23 protein-coding genes and 1 pseudogene are annotated in these 18709 nt (G+C 67.2%); 9 read left to right on the top strand and 15 right to left on the bottom strand.

Annotated elements, in window-relative coordinates; genetic code table 11:
• Positions 1-52: 52 nt before the first annotated feature.
• A complete protein-coding gene (locus ACH4U7_RS28605) occupies positions 53-589 on the top strand; it encodes a hypothetical protein (RefSeq protein ID WP_398530695.1) in 537 nt (178 codons plus the stop codon).
• Between the two features lie 91 nt (positions 590-680).
• On the opposite strand, the gene ACH4U7_RS28600 is transcribed toward ACH4U7_RS28605, so the two are convergent.
• Positions 681-1076 carry a RidA family protein gene (locus ACH4U7_RS28600; protein ID WP_398530694.1) on the bottom strand — a complete coding sequence of 132 codons (396 nt, stop codon included), beginning with the start codon at positions 1074-1076 and terminating at the stop codon, positions 681-683.
• A gap of 137 nt (positions 1077-1213) precedes the next feature.
• On the opposite strand from ACH4U7_RS28600, the gene ACH4U7_RS28595 reads away from it, so the two are divergent.
• Positions 1214-2188, top strand: a complete 975-nt coding sequence (locus ACH4U7_RS28595; protein ID WP_398530693.1) for a helix-turn-helix transcriptional regulator — start codon at positions 1214-1216, stop codon at positions 2186-2188.
• 209 nt (positions 2189-2397) lie between these two features.
• Positions 2398-2691 carry a hypothetical protein gene (locus ACH4U7_RS28590; RefSeq protein WP_398530692.1) on the top strand — a complete coding sequence of 98 codons (294 nt, stop codon included), beginning with the start codon at positions 2398-2400 and terminating at the stop codon, positions 2689-2691.
• On the opposite strand, the gene ACH4U7_RS28585 is transcribed toward ACH4U7_RS28590, so the two are convergent.
• From ACH4U7_RS28585 to ACH4U7_RS28550, 8 genes are all read right to left on the bottom strand, one after another.
• Positions 2684-3844, bottom strand: a complete 1161-nt coding sequence (locus ACH4U7_RS28585; protein WP_398531019.1) for an alpha-hydroxy-acid oxidizing protein — start codon at positions 3842-3844, stop codon at positions 2684-2686. The genes ACH4U7_RS28590 and ACH4U7_RS28585 overlap by 8 nt on opposite strands.
• A gap of 219 nt (positions 3845-4063) precedes the next feature.
• Positions 4064-4810 carry an FG-GAP repeat domain-containing protein gene (locus ACH4U7_RS28580; protein ID WP_398530691.1) on the bottom strand — a complete coding sequence of 249 codons (747 nt, stop codon included), beginning with the start codon at positions 4808-4810 and terminating at the stop codon, positions 4064-4066.
• Between the two features lie 156 nt (positions 4811-4966).
• A complete protein-coding gene (locus ACH4U7_RS28575; RefSeq protein WP_398530690.1) occupies positions 4967-5650 on the bottom strand; it encodes a hypothetical protein in 684 nt (227 codons plus the stop codon).
• Positions 5651-6288: 638 nt separating this feature from the next.
• Positions 6289-7533, bottom strand: coding sequence for a PP2C family protein-serine/threonine phosphatase (locus tag ACH4U7_RS28570; RefSeq protein WP_398530689.1), 1245 nt, complete (start codon positions 7531-7533; stop codon positions 6289-6291).
• Positions 7534-8060: 527 nt separating this feature from the next.
• The gene (locus tag ACH4U7_RS28565) at positions 8061-8336 is read right to left on the bottom strand and encodes a hypothetical protein (RefSeq protein ID WP_014178208.1); all 276 of its coding nucleotides are present in this window, start codon (positions 8334-8336) and stop codon (positions 8061-8063) included.
• Between the two features lie 98 nt (positions 8337-8434).
• Positions 8435-8695, bottom strand: a complete 261-nt coding sequence (locus tag ACH4U7_RS28560) for a hypothetical protein (protein ID WP_398530688.1) — start codon at positions 8693-8695, stop codon at positions 8435-8437.
• An 80-nt stretch (positions 8696-8775) separates the two neighbouring features.
• Entirely contained in the window at positions 8776-9006 is a 231-nt protein-coding gene (locus ACH4U7_RS28555; RefSeq protein WP_398530687.1) for a hypothetical protein, read from the bottom strand.
• A gap of 24 nt (positions 9007-9030) precedes the next feature.
• Positions 9031-9579, bottom strand: a complete 549-nt coding sequence (locus ACH4U7_RS28550) for a DUF5994 family protein (RefSeq protein ID WP_398530686.1) — start codon at positions 9577-9579, stop codon at positions 9031-9033.
• A gap of 259 nt (positions 9580-9838) precedes the next feature.
• Here ACH4U7_RS28550 and ACH4U7_RS28545 point away from each other — a divergent pair, with 259 nt between their 5' ends.
• From ACH4U7_RS28545 to ACH4U7_RS28535, 3 genes are all read left to right on the top strand, one after another.
• Positions 9839-10366: a DUF5994 family protein gene (locus tag ACH4U7_RS28545; RefSeq protein WP_398530685.1), complete on the top strand. Its 528-nt coding sequence runs from the start codon at positions 9839-9841 to the stop codon at positions 10364-10366.
• A gap of 637 nt (positions 10367-11003) precedes the next feature.
• Entirely contained in the window at positions 11004-12275 is a 1272-nt protein-coding gene (locus tag ACH4U7_RS28540) for an MFS transporter (RefSeq protein WP_398530684.1), read from the top strand.
• A gap of 148 nt (positions 12276-12423) precedes the next feature.
• Positions 12424-13233 carry a transposase family protein gene (locus ACH4U7_RS28535; protein WP_398530683.1) on the top strand — a complete coding sequence of 270 codons (810 nt, stop codon included), beginning with the start codon at positions 12424-12426 and terminating at the stop codon, positions 13231-13233.
• 18 nt (positions 13234-13251) lie between these two features.
• Here the strand turns inward: ACH4U7_RS28535 and ACH4U7_RS28530 are convergent.
• The 4 genes and pseudogenes from ACH4U7_RS28530 to ACH4U7_RS28515 form a co-directional block, all read right to left on the bottom strand.
• A pseudogene (locus tag ACH4U7_RS28530) lies at positions 13252-13647 on the bottom strand (nucleotidyl transferase AbiEii/AbiGii toxin family protein); the annotation flags it as partial.
• Positions 13637-14062: a transcriptional regulator gene (locus tag ACH4U7_RS28525; RefSeq protein ID WP_398530682.1), complete on the bottom strand. Its 426-nt coding sequence runs from the start codon at positions 14060-14062 to the stop codon at positions 13637-13639. The gene ACH4U7_RS28525 and the pseudogene ACH4U7_RS28530, both read right to left, overlap by 11 nt.
• 267 nt (positions 14063-14329) lie before the next feature.
• Positions 14330-14731, bottom strand: coding sequence for a PIN domain-containing protein (locus ACH4U7_RS28520; protein ID WP_398530681.1), 402 nt, complete (start codon positions 14729-14731; stop codon positions 14330-14332).
• Positions 14728-14976 (bottom strand): hypothetical protein, encoded by a 249-nt coding sequence (locus tag ACH4U7_RS28515; protein ID WP_398530680.1) that lies wholly within the window; start codon positions 14974-14976, stop codon positions 14728-14730. Before ACH4U7_RS28515 ends, ACH4U7_RS28520 begins: the two co-directional genes overlap by 4 nt.
• An 835-nt stretch (positions 14977-15811) precedes the next feature.
• Between ACH4U7_RS28515 and ACH4U7_RS28510 the strand changes: the two genes are divergently transcribed.
• Positions 15812-16198 carry a type II toxin-antitoxin system RelE/ParE family toxin gene (locus ACH4U7_RS28510; protein ID WP_398531018.1) on the top strand — a complete coding sequence of 129 codons (387 nt, stop codon included), beginning with the start codon at positions 15812-15814 and terminating at the stop codon, positions 16196-16198.
• A complete protein-coding gene (locus ACH4U7_RS28505; RefSeq protein ID WP_398530679.1) occupies positions 16195-16533 on the top strand; it encodes an XRE family transcriptional regulator in 339 nt (112 codons plus the stop codon). The genes ACH4U7_RS28510 and ACH4U7_RS28505 overlap by 4 nt, the downstream gene beginning before the upstream one ends.
• Before the next feature lie 664 nt (positions 16534-17197).
• Here ACH4U7_RS28505 and ACH4U7_RS28500 read toward each other — a convergent pair.
• Both ACH4U7_RS28500 and ACH4U7_RS28495 read right to left on the bottom strand, forming a co-directional pair.
• Entirely contained in the window at positions 17198-17551 is a 354-nt protein-coding gene (locus tag ACH4U7_RS28500; protein WP_346174583.1) for a DUF6247 family protein, read from the bottom strand.
• A 422-nt stretch (positions 17552-17973) separates the two neighbouring features.
• The gene (locus ACH4U7_RS28495; protein WP_398530678.1) at positions 17974-18234 is read right to left on the bottom strand and encodes a hypothetical protein; all 261 of its coding nucleotides are present in this window, start codon (positions 18232-18234) and stop codon (positions 17974-17976) included.
• A gap of 134 nt (positions 18235-18368) precedes the next feature.
• On the opposite strand from ACH4U7_RS28495, the gene ACH4U7_RS28490 reads away from it, so the two are divergent.
• On the top strand, positions 18369-18709 hold a 341-nt coding region (locus tag ACH4U7_RS28490), incomplete at its 3' end, for a DUF6928 family protein (RefSeq protein WP_398530677.1).

The raw sequence follows: 18709 nt of genomic DNA, 5'->3' as shown, positions 1-18709 counted from the left end.
TACTGTACGGATGCACCGCGTTACTCACCGCAGTCACCTGAGGAGGAATCCTGTGTCATCGCCCTGCGACCCCAAGCATGCTCCCGCCGGCGATGTGGGCGCAGCGCTCATGATGATCGACTCCCGGCTCAAGGGCATCTATGACGGCGCGACCGAGACCGATCCCGAACAGCGGGCATTGATCGACCAGTACACCGCGTCCCTGGGCCCCAGGGGAGCCAATGCCGTGCTGGACGGCACGTGCACGCTCATCTTCATGTTCATGAAGTGGCTCCGGCTGGCCTACGAGGACCACGGCAAGGACGTCATCGAGTACGTGGTGCCCAACCTCGTGGCCACGATGCGCATGATGCCCAGGAGCGTCCGCCCCGAGGCCATCCCCACCATGGCCGGCCTGCTCATCGCCGCGGGCACCGGCCTGAGCCCCAACCTGTGGCGCAAACAGTACGGATTCTGGACCAAGGACGAGATGACTCCCCTGGAAGTCACCGCCTTCCTGCTCGCTGAGCACATCAACCGCCTCACCGACGACCGCGACTTCGCCACCCGCATGATCGCCCAAGCCCTGCCCGAACCGGATGAGGACTGACGCCCCGCCATTCCGAGCAGCGGAAATCACCCATCGGCCCGCTGCTCGTGCCGGTTCGACCGGCACGAGCAGCGGAGACGGCGAGGTCGCATCACGCGACGGCGGTCCCCTCGAGCTCGACCATCTGGCCGGGGATCGCCAGCCGTGTCACCCCGAGCATCGTGGTGGTCGGCGCCACCCTGGCGGCGCCCAACCGCGATGCCAGCACGCCGTAGTGCTGGAAAAGCACCTCCACGTCGGTGGTGTAGACGTTGAGCCGGACGAGGTTCGTGAAGGTCATGTCGGCCTCGCCGAGCACGGCCTCCAGGTTGTCGAGGCTCAGCGCCAATTGGGCCGCCATATCACCGTCATGCTGGGGCTTGCCGTCGCCGCTCATCGCGGTCTGCCCGGAGCAGTACAGGGTGCGGGTGTGCCCGGAGACGACCTCACCCTGGTTGAATCCCATCTCCACCGACCACGTCACCGGGTTGACTGCGGTTCGTTCCAAGGCCACAACAGCTCCATTCGATTCACCGGGCGTACGTACGTCCATCGGCTCGGTATCTGCCCATCTCCGACGCCGTGTTGAAAGCCTCGCAGCGAAACCACGACATCCTGTGTCATGTATTCCGATAGAGTTTTCGTATGCGCGCCGACCGATTGGTCTCACTGGTGCTGCTGCTGCGCCAGCGCGGTCGACTCTCCGCGGCCACGCTGGCCCGCGAGCTGGAGGTGTCCACCCGCACCGTGCTGCGTGACATCGAGGCGCTGTCCGCAGCCGGCGTCCCGGTCTACGCCGAACGCGGCAGGCACGGCGGTTTCGCGCTGCTGCCCGGTTTCCAGACCGAGCTCACCGGACTGAACCACGACGAGGCGCTCGCCCTGCTGGTCGCCGGATCACGGCGTGGCGCGCAGGTATTCGGCCTCGGCTCGGCGCTCGCTTCGGCCATGCTCAAGGTGGTCGACGCGCTGCCCGACGGCTATCGGAGCACCGCGGCCGGCGCGGCGCAGCGATTGCTCATCGACCCGGAGACCGACCTCCTCTCGCGCCGCGTGGTCGCCGAGGAGGTACCCGACGCCGTAGTGGCCGAGGTCCGGCGCGCGGTGTTCGCCGGACACAAGCTGCACATCCGCTACGCGGCCGTGGACCAGAGCCCGAAGTGGCGCACCGTGGACCCGATCGGCCTGGTCACCGTACGGGGCCAGGGGTACTTGCTGGCCACGAGGTCCGGCGCGGACCGCACCTACCGGCTGTCGCGCATCCTGGCCGCCGAGGAACTCGACGAACCCGCACAGCGACCGGACCGGGTCGACCTGGACCGGGCCTGGCAGGAACGCAGTACGCGGTTTCGGAGCGGCGGCGACCAAGTCGCCGTGCTGGTGCGGGTGAACCCCGCGCGGCGCGAGGACCTGGTGGGCACCGCGCTGGCCGTCCTCGCCGAAGAAACCGACGCGGACGGCTGGCTGCGGCTGGAGGTGACCTTCCAGGATTCGCGACACGCCGAATGGGCGATATGGCAGCTCACCACGGACGCGGAAGCCCTCGCCCCGCAGTGGTTGCGCACCTCCCTGCGCAACCGCGCCGCCGCGATTGCCACCTGCTACGGAGTGTCGTCCTGACACTTGCTGCCTTCTGCGGGCCGCGGCCGACGCGATGCGGACCGCTCCCACCGGCCCCGGCAGCTACCAGCCAACCCGACGCCGGCCCGATCACAACATCGCCGACCACAACGCCATCGGGTACGAGGGCACCAACGCCAGCGGGCCCATCTGGGTGTTGCGCAACCGATTCACCCGCAACCGGGTCGGCCTGACCGTACGTACCGCCCTTGGGCAACCGGCTGGAGCACAACACCCTGTCCGGCAACGCGGTCGACATCACCCACCAGCCTTCGGCCCGATCCCCCGGTCAGGGCAACTGCCTGCGCGGCAACGCCCTGCACCGCACCCTCCCCCTCCCTGAAGACCTGCCCCGCACCGCCCGCTGCCCCGGGGGAAACAGCCGGTTCTCCGCCCCGGCGCCCCGCATCCGCACCGCCTCGCCACCGGCCGGAATCGCCTTCCTCGGCGTCACCCCGCCCCCGCGGCGCCAGTCGGGTAGGGCTGTCGCGGTGGTCAGATGAGGCGGCGGAGCGCGTCGGGGGTGAGGTCGGCGAGGGTGGGGTAGCCGTCGACGGCCATGAGCAGGTCGGCCTCGGCCAGCAGCGAACGCAGGACGTGGACGACGCCGTCAGCGCCGGCGAGAGTCAGGCCGTAGAGATAGGGACGGCCGATGCCGACCGCGGTGGCGCCCAGAGCGAGGGCCTTGATGACGTCCGCCCCGGTGCGGACGCCGGAGTCGAACAGGACGGGCAGCCCGTCGGCGGCCTCGACCACTTCCGGCAGGGCGTTGAGCGCGGGCAGGCCGCCGTTGGCCTGGCGTCCGCCGTGGTTGGAGCAGTAGACGCCGTCCACACCACCGTCCTTGGCGCGACGGACGTCGTCGGGGTGGCAGATGCCCTTGAGGATCAGCGGCAGGTTGGTGATCGACCGCAGCCAGGGCAGATCGTCCCAGGTGAGGGGGTTGCCGAAGATCTTCGCCCAGTGCATCACGGTCGCAGCCGGGTCGTCTTCGGGAGCCTTGGCGAGCCGGGAGCGGAACACCGGGTCGCTGGTGTAGTTGGTCAGGCAGTGGCCGCGGAGCTGGGGGAAGTTGCTGGCCGCCAGGTCACGGGGCCGCCAGCCGGGGATCCAGGTGTCGAGGGTGACCACGATGGCCTTGAAGCCCGCGGCCTCGGCCCGGTTGACCAGGCTCTCGGCCACCTCCCGGTCGGAGGGGGTGTAGAGCTGGAAGAAGCCGGGCGTATCTCCGAACTCGGCGGCGACTTGCTCCATCGGATCGACGGTCAAGGTGGAGGCGATCATCGGCACGCCGGTACGGGCGGCGGCGCGGGCGGTGGCGAGGTCACCGTGACCGTCCTGTGCGCACAGCCCGACCACACCGACCGGCGCCATGAGCAGCGGTGTGGGCAGGCGCATCCCAAACAGGTCGACGGACAGGTCGCGCTGGGTGGGGCTGACCATCATGCGGGGAATGAGGCCCCACCGCTCGAACGCGGTGACGTTGGCCCGCTGGGTGTATTCATTGCCCGCACCGCCGGCCACGTACGAGCGCACCGCGGGCGGCATCGCCGCCTCGGCCAGCGGTTCCAGTTCGTCGGAGGTCATGGGCAGGTTTGGCAGCACCCCGCGCAGCCCGTCGAAGTAGATCTCGTTCTGGTAGTCGGCGAAAGCCATGATCCGGTCCTCCTGCACGCCCGCCGGGTGCGGGCTCTCGAAGTCCACAATGGGAGAGTGACGGACGAGAGCCGCGAAACGCAGGTTTCCGGCTCGGAGGCCGAGACTATGTGCGCGCCCTCATCCGCCTACTGCGTTCACCGTGGAGGAGGGAGCCGTCCAGAGGTGGCCGCCCGTCGGCCCTCCGGTGTCAGGAGGCCGACGGGCGGCCGGTTGTGGTCAGGAGCAGGGCTTGTAGAACTGGGTCCAGCCGTCGCTGGGCATGGCCGGCGGCTCGGCCGTGGACGCGTACTCGCCGTACTTCTTCATCAGCGCGTAGTCGTAGTTCCCCGGGCCACTGTCCGGCTGCGACAGGCGCACGTCCCGATCCAGTTGCCCGTCTCCGGGGTTGTTGAGGATCGCGAGGTCCGGGTAGGCGTCGTCGCCGTAGTTGGCGATCCGAAGCTGCTGGACCTCGCCGTGGTCGCCAATGTCGGAGTGCCGGGAATGGGCGGAGCTCAGGTTCGCCCGCTTGAGCGGGCCGGGGCGGTATTCCGCGACGCGCGCTGTCGAGGAGTCGTCCCCGCCGGACGGCTCGACGAGGTTGACGACCATGTCCAGGGTGCCGTCGTTCTGGAAGTCGGCGACCGCGGCGGACGCGACCTCCCCCTTCTTCGCGCCCAGGAGTTTGCTGACCGCCTGCTTCTCTCCGAACGAACCGTCCGCGGCCCCCCACTGGATCGTCATCTTGGTTCCGGTGTGCCCCGGATTCGTGATCTTGTCCGGGTGGCCGTCACCGTCGAGATCGCCGACCAGCGTCGTGGCGCCGGCCAGGCACGGGGCCGTCGCCTCGGTGGCCGTGCCGGCCCGCCCTGCGCCGCCCGAGGGCGACGACCCGGCCGCAGTGGCCTGGTAACCGGCGACAGCCAGGGTCAAGGCGACAGCCGCGATCGGGGCGGCGATCAGACCTGAGCGCTTGCGAAGCATCTACGAACTCCTGACGTCGTTGCTGCAAGGTGAGATATGGGTGACGAACTCGCGCCCTGGGCTTGGGAGGCACCCGCCCATCACGGCTGATCGGTGCGCTGCCCCGTCCGAGTGCCCCCCGCCACCTGCCTTCGTGGGAAGCCGGCGGCCGGCGAGCTACTGGTCCGTTCCGCCGTCGAAGGGAACGGCATCCGTTGCGGAGGTGTGCCGGTTGGTGACGATGGGCTCGTCGACGGTGCTGGTGTCGACCGGCGGGGAGACCGGGGTGGCGTCGTCAGCACCGACGCCGACGATGATGCTGTTCAGTTCTTTGCCACCGTTTTCCTTGGTGGTCTTCGGGTTCACCCCGGCGTAGGCGATGACTCCCTTGCCCAGCGTGATCTGCTGGCCCACGGCCTGTTCCGCAGGGCCGGCCTCGGTGCCGTCCGACCCGAAGGCCACCGTGGGAAGCTCGGCGGGCAGGAGACAGGTGATCCCTGACTTGGCCTTCGTGATGATCAGGATGTATCCGCCGGCCTGCGACTCGGCTCTGGTGCTCCAGGAAATGTCGTTGGCCCCGCACTTCTGCCCGACCTTGCCGCGTTCGCCGTTGCCGGTGTCGGCGCCGACACCATCCTGGGTTCCTTCGTCCGTCGCAGTGAAGGACTTGGTCGATGAACCAGAGCCGGTGTCCTTGCCAGCCACAGCCACAGCCACAGCCACAGCCTTGGCGGATGCCGACGAGCCACCGGACTGACCACTCGCGTCGTCCGAGGACTGGCAAGCGGTGGCGAGCATCGCGGCAGTCACCAGCAGACCGGCACCGGCGAACACACGGACTCGGGGGCCGGCGATCAGCATGGGAAGACCTTCTTCGTCATCAGCGGACTAGTACACCCAACGACGTTTCGCCCGGTGTGATACTCACGTTGTCAGTGACGGCTACCGTTCCAGTAACGCGCCACTAACGAAGATCTGGTGCGATCACAACCGGCCTACCTGCGCGGCGGGCCTTCGTAGTGGAGCGGGTGACGGGTCGAACCCGCACTCTGAGCTTGGGAATCAATGACACCCTCTCAGGCGCTGTGGTGCCGCTGACCAGGGAAAACGTGGCCCGTAGGGCGTGTGCGCGGGGCTTGATCGCGGCGTTTTTGACCGCTGCTGACTGCTGCGAAGGGCATGGATAGGGCACGAGGCCAGCGGATGCGCAGAAGGTTCTTCGTTTCCGTCGGTTCAGCGGGCTGCATCGCCTGCAAGCCCACCCGGCCTGCGGCCTGCCTTGCAGAGGCAAGCCCGAACGCCGCGTCCAGCCGCTGTGGCTGTCTCCGTGCCGGGGTGCCCAGCAGCGAACGCTTCCGTAGCCGCTGAGACCAACGCTGGGGGCCGAAGCAGCGTCGGGGCGGGTGCGGTGAGGGTGGGGCGAGGCCGCGCTGAGCCCCTGTGGGGGCGTGGCGTCGGGCCGCCACGCCCCGCCCGCGGAGCCAGGGGGAACCTGCTGGTCATGTTTCTGCCGTGACGAGATGGTCGGCGGTGCCCCCGCACCACTCGATCAGGAAGAGCGTCGCGTCGTCGGTGGTGACCCCGCCGCGTTCTTGCATCAGGGTGTGGGACAGGCCGCGCACCATTTCCTGTACGCCTTCGCCCGCGCACCCCGCGCGGTCCACGAAGTCGAGCAGTCGCTCCTCGCCGAACTGCTCTTCGCCGGTGCGGTGCTCCTCGACGAGACCGTCGGTGAAGAAGAGGATCCGGTCGCCGCGGGACAGCGCCTGGTCGCTGATCTGCGGGGTGGCGCCGCCGAAGCCGACGGGCAGGGTGCCCGGGCTCTCCAGCGCCTGGACGACGCGGTGGTCACGGATCAGCAGGGGTGCCGGGTGCCCGGCGTTGACCCATTGCAGGTGGCCGGTTCCGATATCGAGGCGCATCATCTGCGCCGTGACGAAGTGGTCGGGCCCGAACTGCTTGTCGATGGCCGTGTCCATGAACATGTACAGGTCGGCGAGGCCGACGTCGGCGCGTCTGGCGTGCCGGTAGGCGCCGATGGCGACGGTGGCCAGCACGGCGGCGTCCAGCCCGTGACCCATGGCATCGATGACGGCCACGTGCAGGACGTCGTCGTTCAGGGCGTAGTCGAAACTGTCACCCGCGACGTCGTAGGCGGGCTCGAGGATTCCGGCCACCGCGACCTGCGGGGTGACCATGGTCAGCGGGGGCAGCAGTGACCATTGGATCTCCGCGGCCAGGCTCATCGGCTCACGGCGCCGGGCCTGGAAGAACTGATCGGTATAGCTGTTCTTGGTGACCAGCATGTCGGCGACCAGGCTGGCCAGGCGCCGCAGCAACCGCCGGTCGTCGTCATCGACGGTGCTCAGGGTGACGGCCAGCACCCCCACCACGTCGCTGCCGTCCAACAGCGGCAGGAACATCCGTACACCACCGGCCTGCGGCTGTTCCACTATCGTCGCGCTGAGAAAAGCCCTGCCGGCCTGAGAATCGTCGATCCGCTCGGGCTCCCCGACCACGAGTCTCATGCCCGGCAGGGGAGCCAGCATCAGCTGGTCGTAGTCCTGAAGGAGGATCGAGACGTCCCGCCCGCCGATCCTGCCCACTTCCTCCGCAACCAGCGGGGCGATCAGCTGGGGCGGCATCTCGTGAGCCCGGTCCAGCAGCACACCCAGCAGCCGCTCACCGAATCCCTCTGACCGATCCACGGTGACTTTACGGAAGTCCCGTGCACCTTCCGTCATGGCGACCTCGTTTCGCCGCAGCGCCTCACACAGAGGCGAGCCTCAGTGCTGTTCGCCGCATTTCGGTCCTGCTGCCTCCTCCACCCCAGCATCGCGCACATGAGGGTCTGCGACACCCGCCGCCAGGTCGCCGGAGCGCGACCGGTGCCTGAGGCGGCCGAGGAGCAATGTGCGCGCCCCGCCGGAGGCGCCTTGCCGTGGTTACCGCATCAGCCGAGCGACGCACTCTGAAGACCGCCGTGAGCTGCACAGCCGTCGGTACCGTGTCCTGTTCCTCGGCCTTTAGAGGTGCTCGCACCGTCGAGGCGCATGCAGAGCGAGGATCACCTCGTGGATATTGCCCTGCTCCCTGCCGTCGCGCCGACGGCGACACAACGGCCCCGGCGTAAACACACCGGGGCCGCCCTTTCGGGCCGGTTGCACGTGAGAGTGCACCGGCCCACTCACCATGCTATGCCTGGGGCTCTTTTCCGGCATCACAGACTCTTTGGGTAATACGGCACCTGGGCGGGAAGGCCCGCGCCCCGTCAGCCACGTTCCTCCTCCTCTTCGCCCTCCATCAGCCGGATCCCCTGGTGCGTCAGCGTGGCCATCGCGGGTGTATTTCCTCGTGCCCAGTCGACTGTGATGAGCCCCTCGCCCGCCAGATATGCGCAGGCGGCCGCCAGATCCTGCTCAGGGACCTGGAGCTCGTCGCGCAGCTTCGCCCCGGTGATGCCGAGGAGGCGATTGCCTTCCACGGCCTCGTACAGAGCCTTCATGATCGCTTCGCGGTAGTTCTTCCGCTCGCGCAGTGTTGCCATGGTTGCCGTCCACACGTGCAGGGCACCGCCGAGGAGTGCGAGGAGTACATGGACACGGGGCGGCGGTGCCCTGCCCGCGCCCGTTGAGGGGCATCGCTTCAGACTTCATCCGTCTGCGGGCGGTCTTGTCCGGAGGACTGACTTGCCAGCAGCCAGGACCGCGCCGGCCCTGCCATGTGCGTGGTGTCCACGGTGAGATGGAGCCGGGTTCCGCCGTCGGCGCCGGCAGGGTAGCTGCGCTGCTCGGTGCTGGCGAAGCAACGACGGAGTACCTCGGCGACCTGACGGGCGGCCTCGGGGGACGCGGAGACGATACGCACCTCGGCGCGCCCTGCCGAGGGTGATTCGGGTGGCTGCATGGTGACCTCGTTTCATCAGGAAGACGGGGCGGTGAGCGTGGGGCCACGCTTCGCACCCACCGGCCCAGGCCAGGAGAAGGTCATGCGTCTTTTGCGGCCCCGTCGCGGGGTTGGGGGTGAGGCGGTGACGACGGGTGATCCGGAGGGCTTGCCGGCTGGCTCTTCCGGCTCCGTCGGCCGACTCCCGCCAGGGCGTCGCTGTAGTGGAATGCTGCGATCCGCTCGTTGTGCCGGCCATTGAGCCGATGGATCAGCAGCACTCCGAGCATGATCATGGCGATAATCACGAACACGGTGATGACGGTCTCCACATCCTCACCTCCCTTGGGCGGAGCTCAGGAGTCCGGTCGGGTTCGGATGCCGGCCGCCGTAGGGGCGGGCCCGCCATCGGTCTCCCACTCCTCCTCCCGGGTGAGCGCCTCCCGGGCGTCACGGGTGGCGGTTTCGTTCGCCATCAGACCGCTGGCGGTGAGGAGACTGCCGGGGGTGGCCGCGGCGGCCATCAGCCGGGCGGCGGCGGCCGCACTCGTCTCCGGCGGGACCACCAGAAGGTCCCAGCGGCCCGCGGTGTAGGAGAGCAGAATCAACTTGTGCGGGTCCTGCTCGTCGGTGAACCAGCCCACGTGCACCGTGTGCCCGGTCACCGGCACCTTGCGCGGGATTACGGGCCAATGGGCCGGGTTCACGGAGACGCGAGTGATACGGCCCCAGCGTGCGTCCAGCACGTCCGTCAGGGCGGGCAGCTCATGGAGGAGATCCCGGGAGCGAGGCCACCACGCACCGTCCAGAAGACCTGGAACCGGGCTCACCGGAGTCAGGGACAGGCGGGCCGGTGGCGAGGGCGCGCGCTCATGGGTGGTCGTACGGCCGATGGTCACGGTCATGGCGCGGACCCGTCCCCGGGCGCATCTTCAACGTCCCGGTGTTGTTGCTCGCCGAGAACGACACCTGCGTGGAAGCCGGTGTACGAAGTGCTCCCGGTGTTTTCACTGTACTCCGGGCGTGGGCCGCTGAGCCCCCGTGTGATCAGCGACTTCTTCAGGAACCCGGGTCTGTGTCCGCAGGGCGTGGGTGAGCCTGGGCGTGGGCTCGGAGTACGGTGAAACCGGCGGCCCACCGAACCCCGCAGAGGGTGAGCAGACCATGTCCGACGCCGAGACCCCGCGACAAATGAATCTTCTGCCGGACGCGATCCACCATGCTGTGAAGCCTGGAACAGCCCTGCTGCGGTTGGCGACGACGCATACCCGTGAGGGCATTCTCGACGGTGCCTGGTGGCCGCGTTCCCGAGACCTGCACGCCGAGCTTCCCGCCCTGGTCACCGCGCTGACCGAGCACCTCGGGCCCGTCATGCGCGTCGGCCTGGACTCCAGCGCCTGGGAAGAACTGCCGACACGAATGATCATCGACGACCGTATCGTGCACATCGACTCGTTCCCGGTGGGTGACGACACCATCCTCATCACCCGAGGCGATCGAGATCTCTTCTCCCTGCTGGTGGTCCCGCCGCACGCGACGCCCGACGCGGCACGCACGGCGATGGCCCGGGCCGTCCGCGTCGACAACGTCACGCAGGCCAAGCAGATCCTCATCGACACCGGCACCGGCCGAGCCCGCTCGATCACCGAGGAAGGCCCGCAGGCAGGCCAGGAACGCCGCAGCACGTCCTGATGTCTCATCCGCCGCAACCATAGGCGGCGCAGCCCCGTCCGCTGACGCCCGGTAAGGCACCGACATCACTCCCCTGATCAACGTCCGGCCATGAACTCTTCCGGAATGCCGCCGACACCGGGACCATGACGGCTGAACGTGCCTCCTTGGCGCGCGGTTTGCCCTTGCCCGTCGGCACGTTCATGGGCGGCCTCCGCTCCCGTCCGGGCGGGTCGAACAATGTTGCGTTCTCCGTGGTTGAGGGATAGCTCGGCCCGCCCGCTCGTGATTGGGGAGGCGCGGACCCGGGCGAGACCCCGCCCGGACGGCCACCCGGCGACTCGCGCTGCCTCGGACTGGAGAAGTCTCCGGAAACCGGTCGAAAAGGATCATCGGAGTTCACGCGGTGGATCGAGGGTGACTGCTCAGGTGCTTGATTACGTGTGAGCGGGCGGCAGCCAGACGTTTCGAGCGAAGAGGTCGCGCAGGGCGGTCATGGGGTTGAGGCCGTGCTTGCGGGCTGTGAGGATGGCCGCGGCGCTGGCAACGGTTCCCGGAGGGTCGGCCCAATATCCTGCGCGAAGTATGGACTGGAGGTTCCGGTCGGCGGCGGAGGCCCAACACTAATGATCACCGGAGTCACCAGGGAGCCCGCAGCATGACCGGCACCACGGAGGCCCTTAGCGGGTCGGCTGCAGTCGACAATGCAGCACGAAGTGTCACGCGCCCGTTCTACGTATACGCCGTGCTCGCCAACACGCTGTTCCAGCGCGGCGTATTCGTCCTCTTCCTTCAGCAACGAGGCTTCTCCGCCGGGCAAGTGGCCCTACTGCAGACACTGCTCTACCTGGTCAGCGGACTTGCGGAGTTGCCGACGGGAGTCATCGCCGACCGAATTGGCAGGCGTGCCGGCATCGTGATCGGCCAGGTGCTGATAGCTGGATGTCTGCTCGGTCAGGTGGCGTTCTCCAACTACTGGGTGTTCCTGGCGCTGTTCATCGGGCAGGGCGTGGGCATGGCATGTGTGTCCGGTTCGGACACCGCCCTGCTGTACGACCTGCTCGTGCGTCGTGGTGCAACGGCCAACTACGTCAAGATCAAGTCCCGGTTCACCATGCTCGGGACGGTCACCTCGGGAGCCGCCATCGTCCTCGGCGGCCAACTGCAGCAGATCTCCTGGGGAGTCGTCTACGTCGGTTCGGCGGCGTGCCTCGTCCTGGCCGTGGTGGTGCTGAGGTCACGGGTGCCCGAGATCCGCGGCGCGGACGCGGTGGACGAGCAGGACGGAACCGAGGAGGAGCACGGCGACGCCACAGCATGGCGGGCGATGCTTCGGGTCGCCACGCCGGCGCTCGTGACGCTTGTCGTGGTGTCCGGATTGATGCATGCGACTTTGACGCCGTACATCATTTTTACCCAGAAGACCCTCTCCGATCAGGGAGCGGGCACCGCATTGGTCAGCGTGGTCATATCGGCGGGATTCTTCACTGGCGGGCTCACTCCGCTGCTGTCGGACCGCGCGGACCGGCGCATCGGGTATCGGGTCATAGTCCCGGTGTCCCTCCTGACGCTCGCCGCGGCACTCGGCCTCAGCGGCCTCGGCCTTGTCTGGGTCACCATCGCCGCGTTCCTGGCCCTGGTCGGGATTCCCGAGATCACCGCTGTGATCGTGGACAACGTGTTCAACGAGGCCGTGCCGTCGCGCCACCGGGCGAGCCTGCTGTCGATGATCGCATTCGTGGAGTCGGCGCTCATCGGCATCGGCTATCTCGTCCTCGGCGAGCTCATGGACGGGCTGGGCTCCAGTGTGGGCATGGCCACCTACGCCGCGGTCCCCCTGCTGGCATGTCTCCTGTGGCTCCCGGTGCTCTTCCGAGGGGCACGGGTGACCACCGAGATCGAGAAACCCGCCGACCAAAAGGCATCCTGAAACAGACCATCTCGAGCAACCCCCTGCCCGATGGCAGGGCGTTGCTCGTTGACATGTCGCTCCCAGTCGGCGACGGAGCAGATGCATGTGGAGCCCCTGGTAGGACGGCTCTCACCGCAAGATCGTCCGCTGAACCAGAGGCTGCACGTTGGTCACCCATGCTGCCACGCTCGATGTCCCGCGCCACATCGTGGTGCACCTCTCCCGGTTGCTCGCCGCGCATCGCCGGCGCCTCAACACGCCCCGTGGGTCGCGGGTCCTGGGCACATTCCGGCAGGCGGTCATGGTGCTGCGCTGGTTCCGTGAGCGCGGCTGCGTGCACTGCCTGGCCAGGGACGCCGGAGTCTCGCAGGCCACCGGCTACCGCTACCTGCACGAGGCCATCGACGTCCTCGCCGCTCAAGCCCCTGACCTGCACGAGGTATTGAACCGCTGCCGCCAAGAGGGGATGAGTCACGTGATCCTCGACGGGATGCTCATCGAGAGCGACCGCCTCACCGAAACCCGGGACAACGGCAACGACCTGTGGTTCAGCCAGAAACATAAGAGCTTCGGCGGCAATGTCCAGTTCCTCGCGGCCCCTGACGGAACCTCGTTGTGGGTCTCCGATGCCGAGCCAGGCTCCACCCCGGACATCACCGCCGCCCGGCTGCACGTCCTGCCCGCGTTGTACAAGGCGGCCGCCGACGGCCTGCCGACCCTGGCCGACAAGGGCTGCATCGGCGCCGGTATCGGCGTCCACGTCCCGGTCCGCCGCCCGAAAGGGAAGTCAGAACAAGCTCTCGACGCCGACACCCGCACCACGAACACCCTGATCAGAGACCTCCGTGCCCTCGGCCAGCGCACCGCCGCCGAGCTCAAGGAACGCTGGCGCACACTGAAGCGCGTCACCCTGAGCCCCAGTCGAATCGGCGACATAGCCCGAGCCGCCCTCGCTCTCAACTGCCACTGGAAGTGATCTTCAGTGAGAAAACCTCAGTGCGCGCACTTTGGTGCCGACCACGTCTTCAAGGGAGAGCACCAGACCGTGTTCGGTCTCCACCGGCGGGCGCCAGAGTGCTTCTTTGAGGATGTCGACCTCACACTCTTCTCCGCTGCCAATGTCGGTGACGATCAACCGCGCGGACAAGGGGGCGGTCTCCAATGCCCGGACATGCCAACCGCGTTCTTCCAAACCCGCGCCTACCGTCGCCGCGATGTTCTCCATCCGTTCCGGGTTCTCGGTAGCGACGTCCAAATCTTGGCTGAGTCGGTCGACCAGCCCGTGCGCTTTTACGGCGTAGCCGCCGGTGAGAACGAAGGGGTAGGGGCCTCGGACGGCGAGCACGTCTGCGAGGAGCCGCCGGTGCAGGTCTGTGAGGTCACGCGACAGCCGTCGTGTGGGCAGTCAGCTCGGTGAAGGCGCTTTCCCCGGTGTCGCGGATATCGCGGCTGATCAAGGTACGGAGGGTGGGCCACATGCTGATCAGTAGGCCATGGTTGAGGTACTGCGCCAGATCGTCGCGCATGCCCTCGGCCAGGACGATCCGGTAGAAGCTCATCCTGAGGCGGGGCTGGTCGAGGTCGAACTGGGTGAGCCCGGACCATGCCATGTGCAGCGGCAGGCTGACAGTGCCATGGGCCGGGTTGGCGAGCTCCGAGAGCTCGGCCGGTAGCCGCCGTGCGAACTTGGTGCGGCGGAGCTTGGAGACGCTGGTCGTTGATGCCTTGACTCGATTATTCCGCAGGGGAGGGTTGCCGGGGCATGCCAGAGCGAAGGAGGCGTCGGCCAGGGGTTCCAGCGGCATGTAAATGGAGGAGGTCTGACAACAAACAAGGCCCGGGTCGTTGACCTGGGCCTTCGTCGTGGAGCGGTGATGGGAATCGAACCCGCGCTCTGAGCTTGGGAATCACCGGGCGCTCGACGCTGATCATGCCGCTGACCAGGGAAAACGAGCACTGACGGTGGTGTGCCCGCCACAGCACCCGCCATTTGACCGCTGTTTACCGCTCAATCTGGTGCGCATCTGGTGCGTCGTCCACCGCGCATCTGTCTGTCGTAAGAGCTCCGCGCCTCATAGGCCGATCAGTCGCACGCGGTCATTGCAGAGCTTTGCCATGTCGTCGGTGTCGGAGGTGAGCACGGCGACTGGTGCCGGCTGGCGTAGTGCTGCCTCAGCGACGGTGGCGTCGACCGCGTATTTGTGCCCGTGCAGTCCTGCTGACTTGAGCAGTTCGGCGGCTGCCTTGGCCGCCTGTTCGGTGACGGGTTCGACCTTGACTCGTGAGAGGGCCCAGTTCAGGCGTGGGAGATTCACTCGCGAATGGCTGACTTCGACGATGGTGTTGGCACTGACGACGAGATCAGCTCCCATTCCGTGGAACACCTCGAACATCGCGAGAACCTTCCGGTCCTGGGCAACCCATGCGGACAATCCCTGGGAGTCCAGGACGACGGTCTCAAGGCGTGTGCTCACGCAGCGTCCGTATGGCCGGCACGGTTGGCGGTGCCGAAGATCCTGGCGCGAGCTTCGGTCAGCTCTTCGTCCGTGAAGGCACCTTGCTCCTCCTGATGGCGCCGCAGATCCTCGCCGAGGAGTTGGTGCCGGATCTGGCGGGCGACCGCTTCAGCCACATAGCCGGACACGTTGTCCGTGAGCTTCCTCAGCTCGGTGACCTGCTCGGTGGGCAGGGTGACGGTGATGCGCGTCGTGGCAGACATAAGGCAAGCATACTCCAGTATGCGCGCAGTCGACGCCTCGGTCCCTCCAAGCAAACAAGGCCCGGGACGCTGACCTGGGCCTTCGTCGTGGAGCGGGTGACGGGAATCGAACCCGCGCTCTGAGCTTGCGAATCACCGGGCGATCGGCGCTGATCACGCAGGTGACCTGCGTAAACGAGTGCTGACGGTGGGCCCGTGTACCCGCCACAGTACCCGTCGTTGACCGCTGTTTACCGTTCTATCTGGTGCGCATCTGGTGCGCGCCGCGCTTCGTCCCGAACTACGGGCGGGAGGGTTGCTGAGGTCGGCCGGGCTGGTGAGCCGGTCGGCTGCGGCTGGTGGCGGTGGGCTGCGGTCTCGGTGGTTGCTGTACTACACCGCTGTACAGCTGATGAGTTTCCGGCCGGGGCCCTGCAAGAATCTGCTTGTGCAGCCCACGCCGGATGACCTGTCGCAGCTCCCCGCTCCGTGGTGGGTGCCTGATGGTGGCATGCACGTACTGGAAGTGGAGTTGCGCCGCGAGCTTGCTCCGGGACACCAGCTGTATGGCGCCCGAGTCTCTGCTGCTGCCCGGTGCGAAGGATGTGACGACGTGCTCTTCAGCGTTGCCGGCCGTCCCTTCCCCTGGGCTGTGGTGCACTTGACCTTGGCGGGCCACGAGGAGCGCCCACCTTGGCCAATGACGACGCCGCTGGCCAGCTTGGCCGACCTCCTCGCTAAGTGGGCCGATCACGGTTGCACCGGCGAGTAGAGGCCGGTCTCCGTTCCGAGCGGCAGCCGGATCAAAACCCGAGCTTGGGAATCAGGGGGCTGGCGGGTTAACGCTTGCGTTAACATCGGCGCCGTGGCTCAATGGGAAGTGATTCTCGTCGCGGAGGTTGCGGCGTGGTTCGAGACGCTGGCCGAGGAAGACTGGGACAGTGCCGAGCAGGTGGAAGACGCCATCGACATGCTGGCGGAGACGGGTCCAACGCTCGGTCGCCCACTGGTCGACCGAATCAAAGGTGCTGAGAACCATCACTTGAAGGAGCTGAGACCAGGGTCGTCCGGGAGCAGCGAGATCCGGATTCTCTTCGCGTTCGATCCAGTGCGGCGGGCCGTGCTGCTGGTGGCCGGCGACAAGGCTGGAAACTGGCAGGGCTGGTACAACACCCACATCCCGATCGCGGAGAAGCGTTACCAGGCGCATCTGGCCGATCTTGAAATCAGGGAGTACGAATGAGCACGGTCAGCTGGGAGGAGACCAGGCGCAAGGCGCGCGAGCGGCGCGAGGCCGCCGGGCTGCCGGTGCGATCGGCGCAGGAGAAGCAGGCGGCGATGGACCGGCTGACCGCGGAGGTACGCGCTCACAAGCTCGCAGAGGTCCGGCGCGAGCAGGCGCTGACTCAGCGCCAAGTTGCCGCATCCATGGGGGTCTCCACACCTCGGGTTTCGGCGATCGAGCACGGCGAATTGGACCGCGCCGAGCTGGCCACGATCCGCTCTTACGTCGAAGCGCTGGGTGGTCGGCTGCGGGTGGTCGCGGACTTCGGGGACGCCGAGTACACCGTCGCCTGAGAACACCTCCGCTCTGGGTGTCCGTGCGCGTAGACGAGCGTCGGGTCCGACGCCACGGGCATGGGAGGCATAAACAGGTCTAGACAACAAACAAGGCTCGGGTCGTTGACCTGGGCCTTCGTCGTGGAGCGGTGATGGGAATCGAACCCGCGCTCTGAGCTTGGGAATCACCGGGCGCTCGGCGCTGATCATGCCGCTGACCAGCGTAAACGAGTGCTGACGGCGGGCTGGTGTGCCCGCCGCAGCACCCGTCATTGACCGCTGTTTACCGCTGTATCTGGTGCGCTTCTGGTGCGGGGACGCCACGTGGTCGCTCAGTGTGCGTCCTGACGCGCCCCACCGTGGCTCACCTTGCACCAGCCAGCGGGCCGATCGCATGCATGCAGGCTGCCCGGTAGTCGCTGATCAGCCGAGCCATGTTACGCGGGTGATCACAACCAGTTCGAGCCGTTCCAGGGCCATGAACAAGAAGAAGCCCCGCCCTCCGAAGATGTCCTGTGTCCGCAGCCCCCGCCGTGCGGGTTTCCGCGGCCGACGTCGATCGCGTCGCGGCCCAGGACTGTCAGCTGCTCAGCCAAGCGCTCTACCTCGGCCACGACTTCGTGCGGCAGGCCGCCTACGACGTGCTCGGCATCGGGGTCGTAGTCCCAGGTCCAGGTATCGCTCACGCGGAGATCTCGTGGTGCGCCAACTCTGTGATCTGTCGCATCTCGGCGAGTGCGGAACGCAGGGCCTCGCGGTCTGTTGCTTCTTCCGCTACGGCTTCCAATTCGCGCAGGCGTGCAGCGCGGGCCGGGTAGCGCTGGATGGCGACGAATTCGCCCCACCACTGCAGGAAGGTGCGCAGTGGAGCGATCGTGCTCTGAGCAGCGGCTTGTTCAACTGCGCGGTCGAGGTGTTCGACGAAGGAAGGCAGCTGGGCGGGGGCAATCTGGGCGACCGCTGCGCGGAGCGCTGCCGGAGTGAGCGCCGGCATGGGGATCAAGGGCCCGTCGGGGGCAGAAGGCTGTTCGGTCATCGAAACGTCTCCTGGGCGGCGGTCTGCGTGATCATCGTGAGCCTGGCCGTTGTTGCGGTCGCTGGCCTGAGCCTACGCCCGCGCCTCGTCCCCCACACAACACCCGACGCGTCTCGATCGCTTTAGCCCAAGTGTGATCGCGTTGCGCCGGATCTCGGCGCGTCGTCGCGCTGACGGAGACGTCAGCGGCCCGGGGGAACGAAGAAGCCCCGGGTCGCTGACCTGGGGCTTTTACTGGAGCGGGTGACGGGAATCGAACCCGCGCTCTGAGCTTGGGAATCACTGGTTGATTGAGGCAAGTCACCGCGCTGACCTGCGTAAACAGCTCCTGATGCGATCTTGGGCGTGGGCTCCTAGTGGCCCGCGTTGACCGTGGCTTACCGCTCGTTCTGGCACGCATCTGGCACGTCAGCAGCCACTGGTCACTCGTATACGACTGCGGCGCTCAGTGCACGAGCGAAGAACGTCCAGTCGCCGTCCGCCGGCATTTCCTGGCCGAAGTTTCGATACCAGCCTGGTGATCCCTTGATCCACGCCGCCAGTGCCTCTAGGTAGCGCTCAAGCGTGGGGTTTTCCCATTCATCGCCTCGTTCGAGGAGATCGTCACGCAGGCTGAGTATGTGACTCACCAGGGCTTCCCTGCTGTTGACTTGGTCTGCCGGGTGGTCCGGAAGCTGCTCCATGGTTGCAACCTAGCCCGGCGTGCACGGGCCGTGCCGGCAAGTTGCCGTTCCATGGCCCTTGCTCGTGGCCCGAGTGTCGGAGCGGGTGGGTACGGTGCGATGGCTGTGGAGTGTTGCTGCCTTGGGGAGGGGCCTTGGGGGCCAAGACCGGTCTGCTCGTTTTTGCCGATGGCGATGTTCCGAACCTGTTGCGCCAGGTGGGTGCCGCGGACCTGCGTCGGACGTCCGCGATGATGCGGCGTCTGTATCCGGGCTGGACGATCGAGGAGAGTGCGGGCTCGAATCTTTGTGAAGGGGTGTATCCCCCTGACGGTACGGCTTACGCGGCCAGCTGGCCCGGGGTCGAGATCGTCTGCGACCGGCACGTGATGATCGATTTTTGTCGGCGGCGGCTGAACCGTGACCCATTTTGGACGGTTGAGTTTGGACCCTTTCGCGTCGTCGGTGGTCTTGTTCAGTCTTTGTCGGTGGCAGT

Source organism: Streptomyces sp. NPDC020845 (assembly GCF_044334165.1).
Taxonomy (GTDB): domain Bacteria; phylum Actinomycetota; class Actinomycetes; order Streptomycetales; family Streptomycetaceae; genus Streptomyces.
Note: the sequence above shows the minus strand (reverse complement) of the source record. Positions and strands in the feature narration are given on the sequence as shown.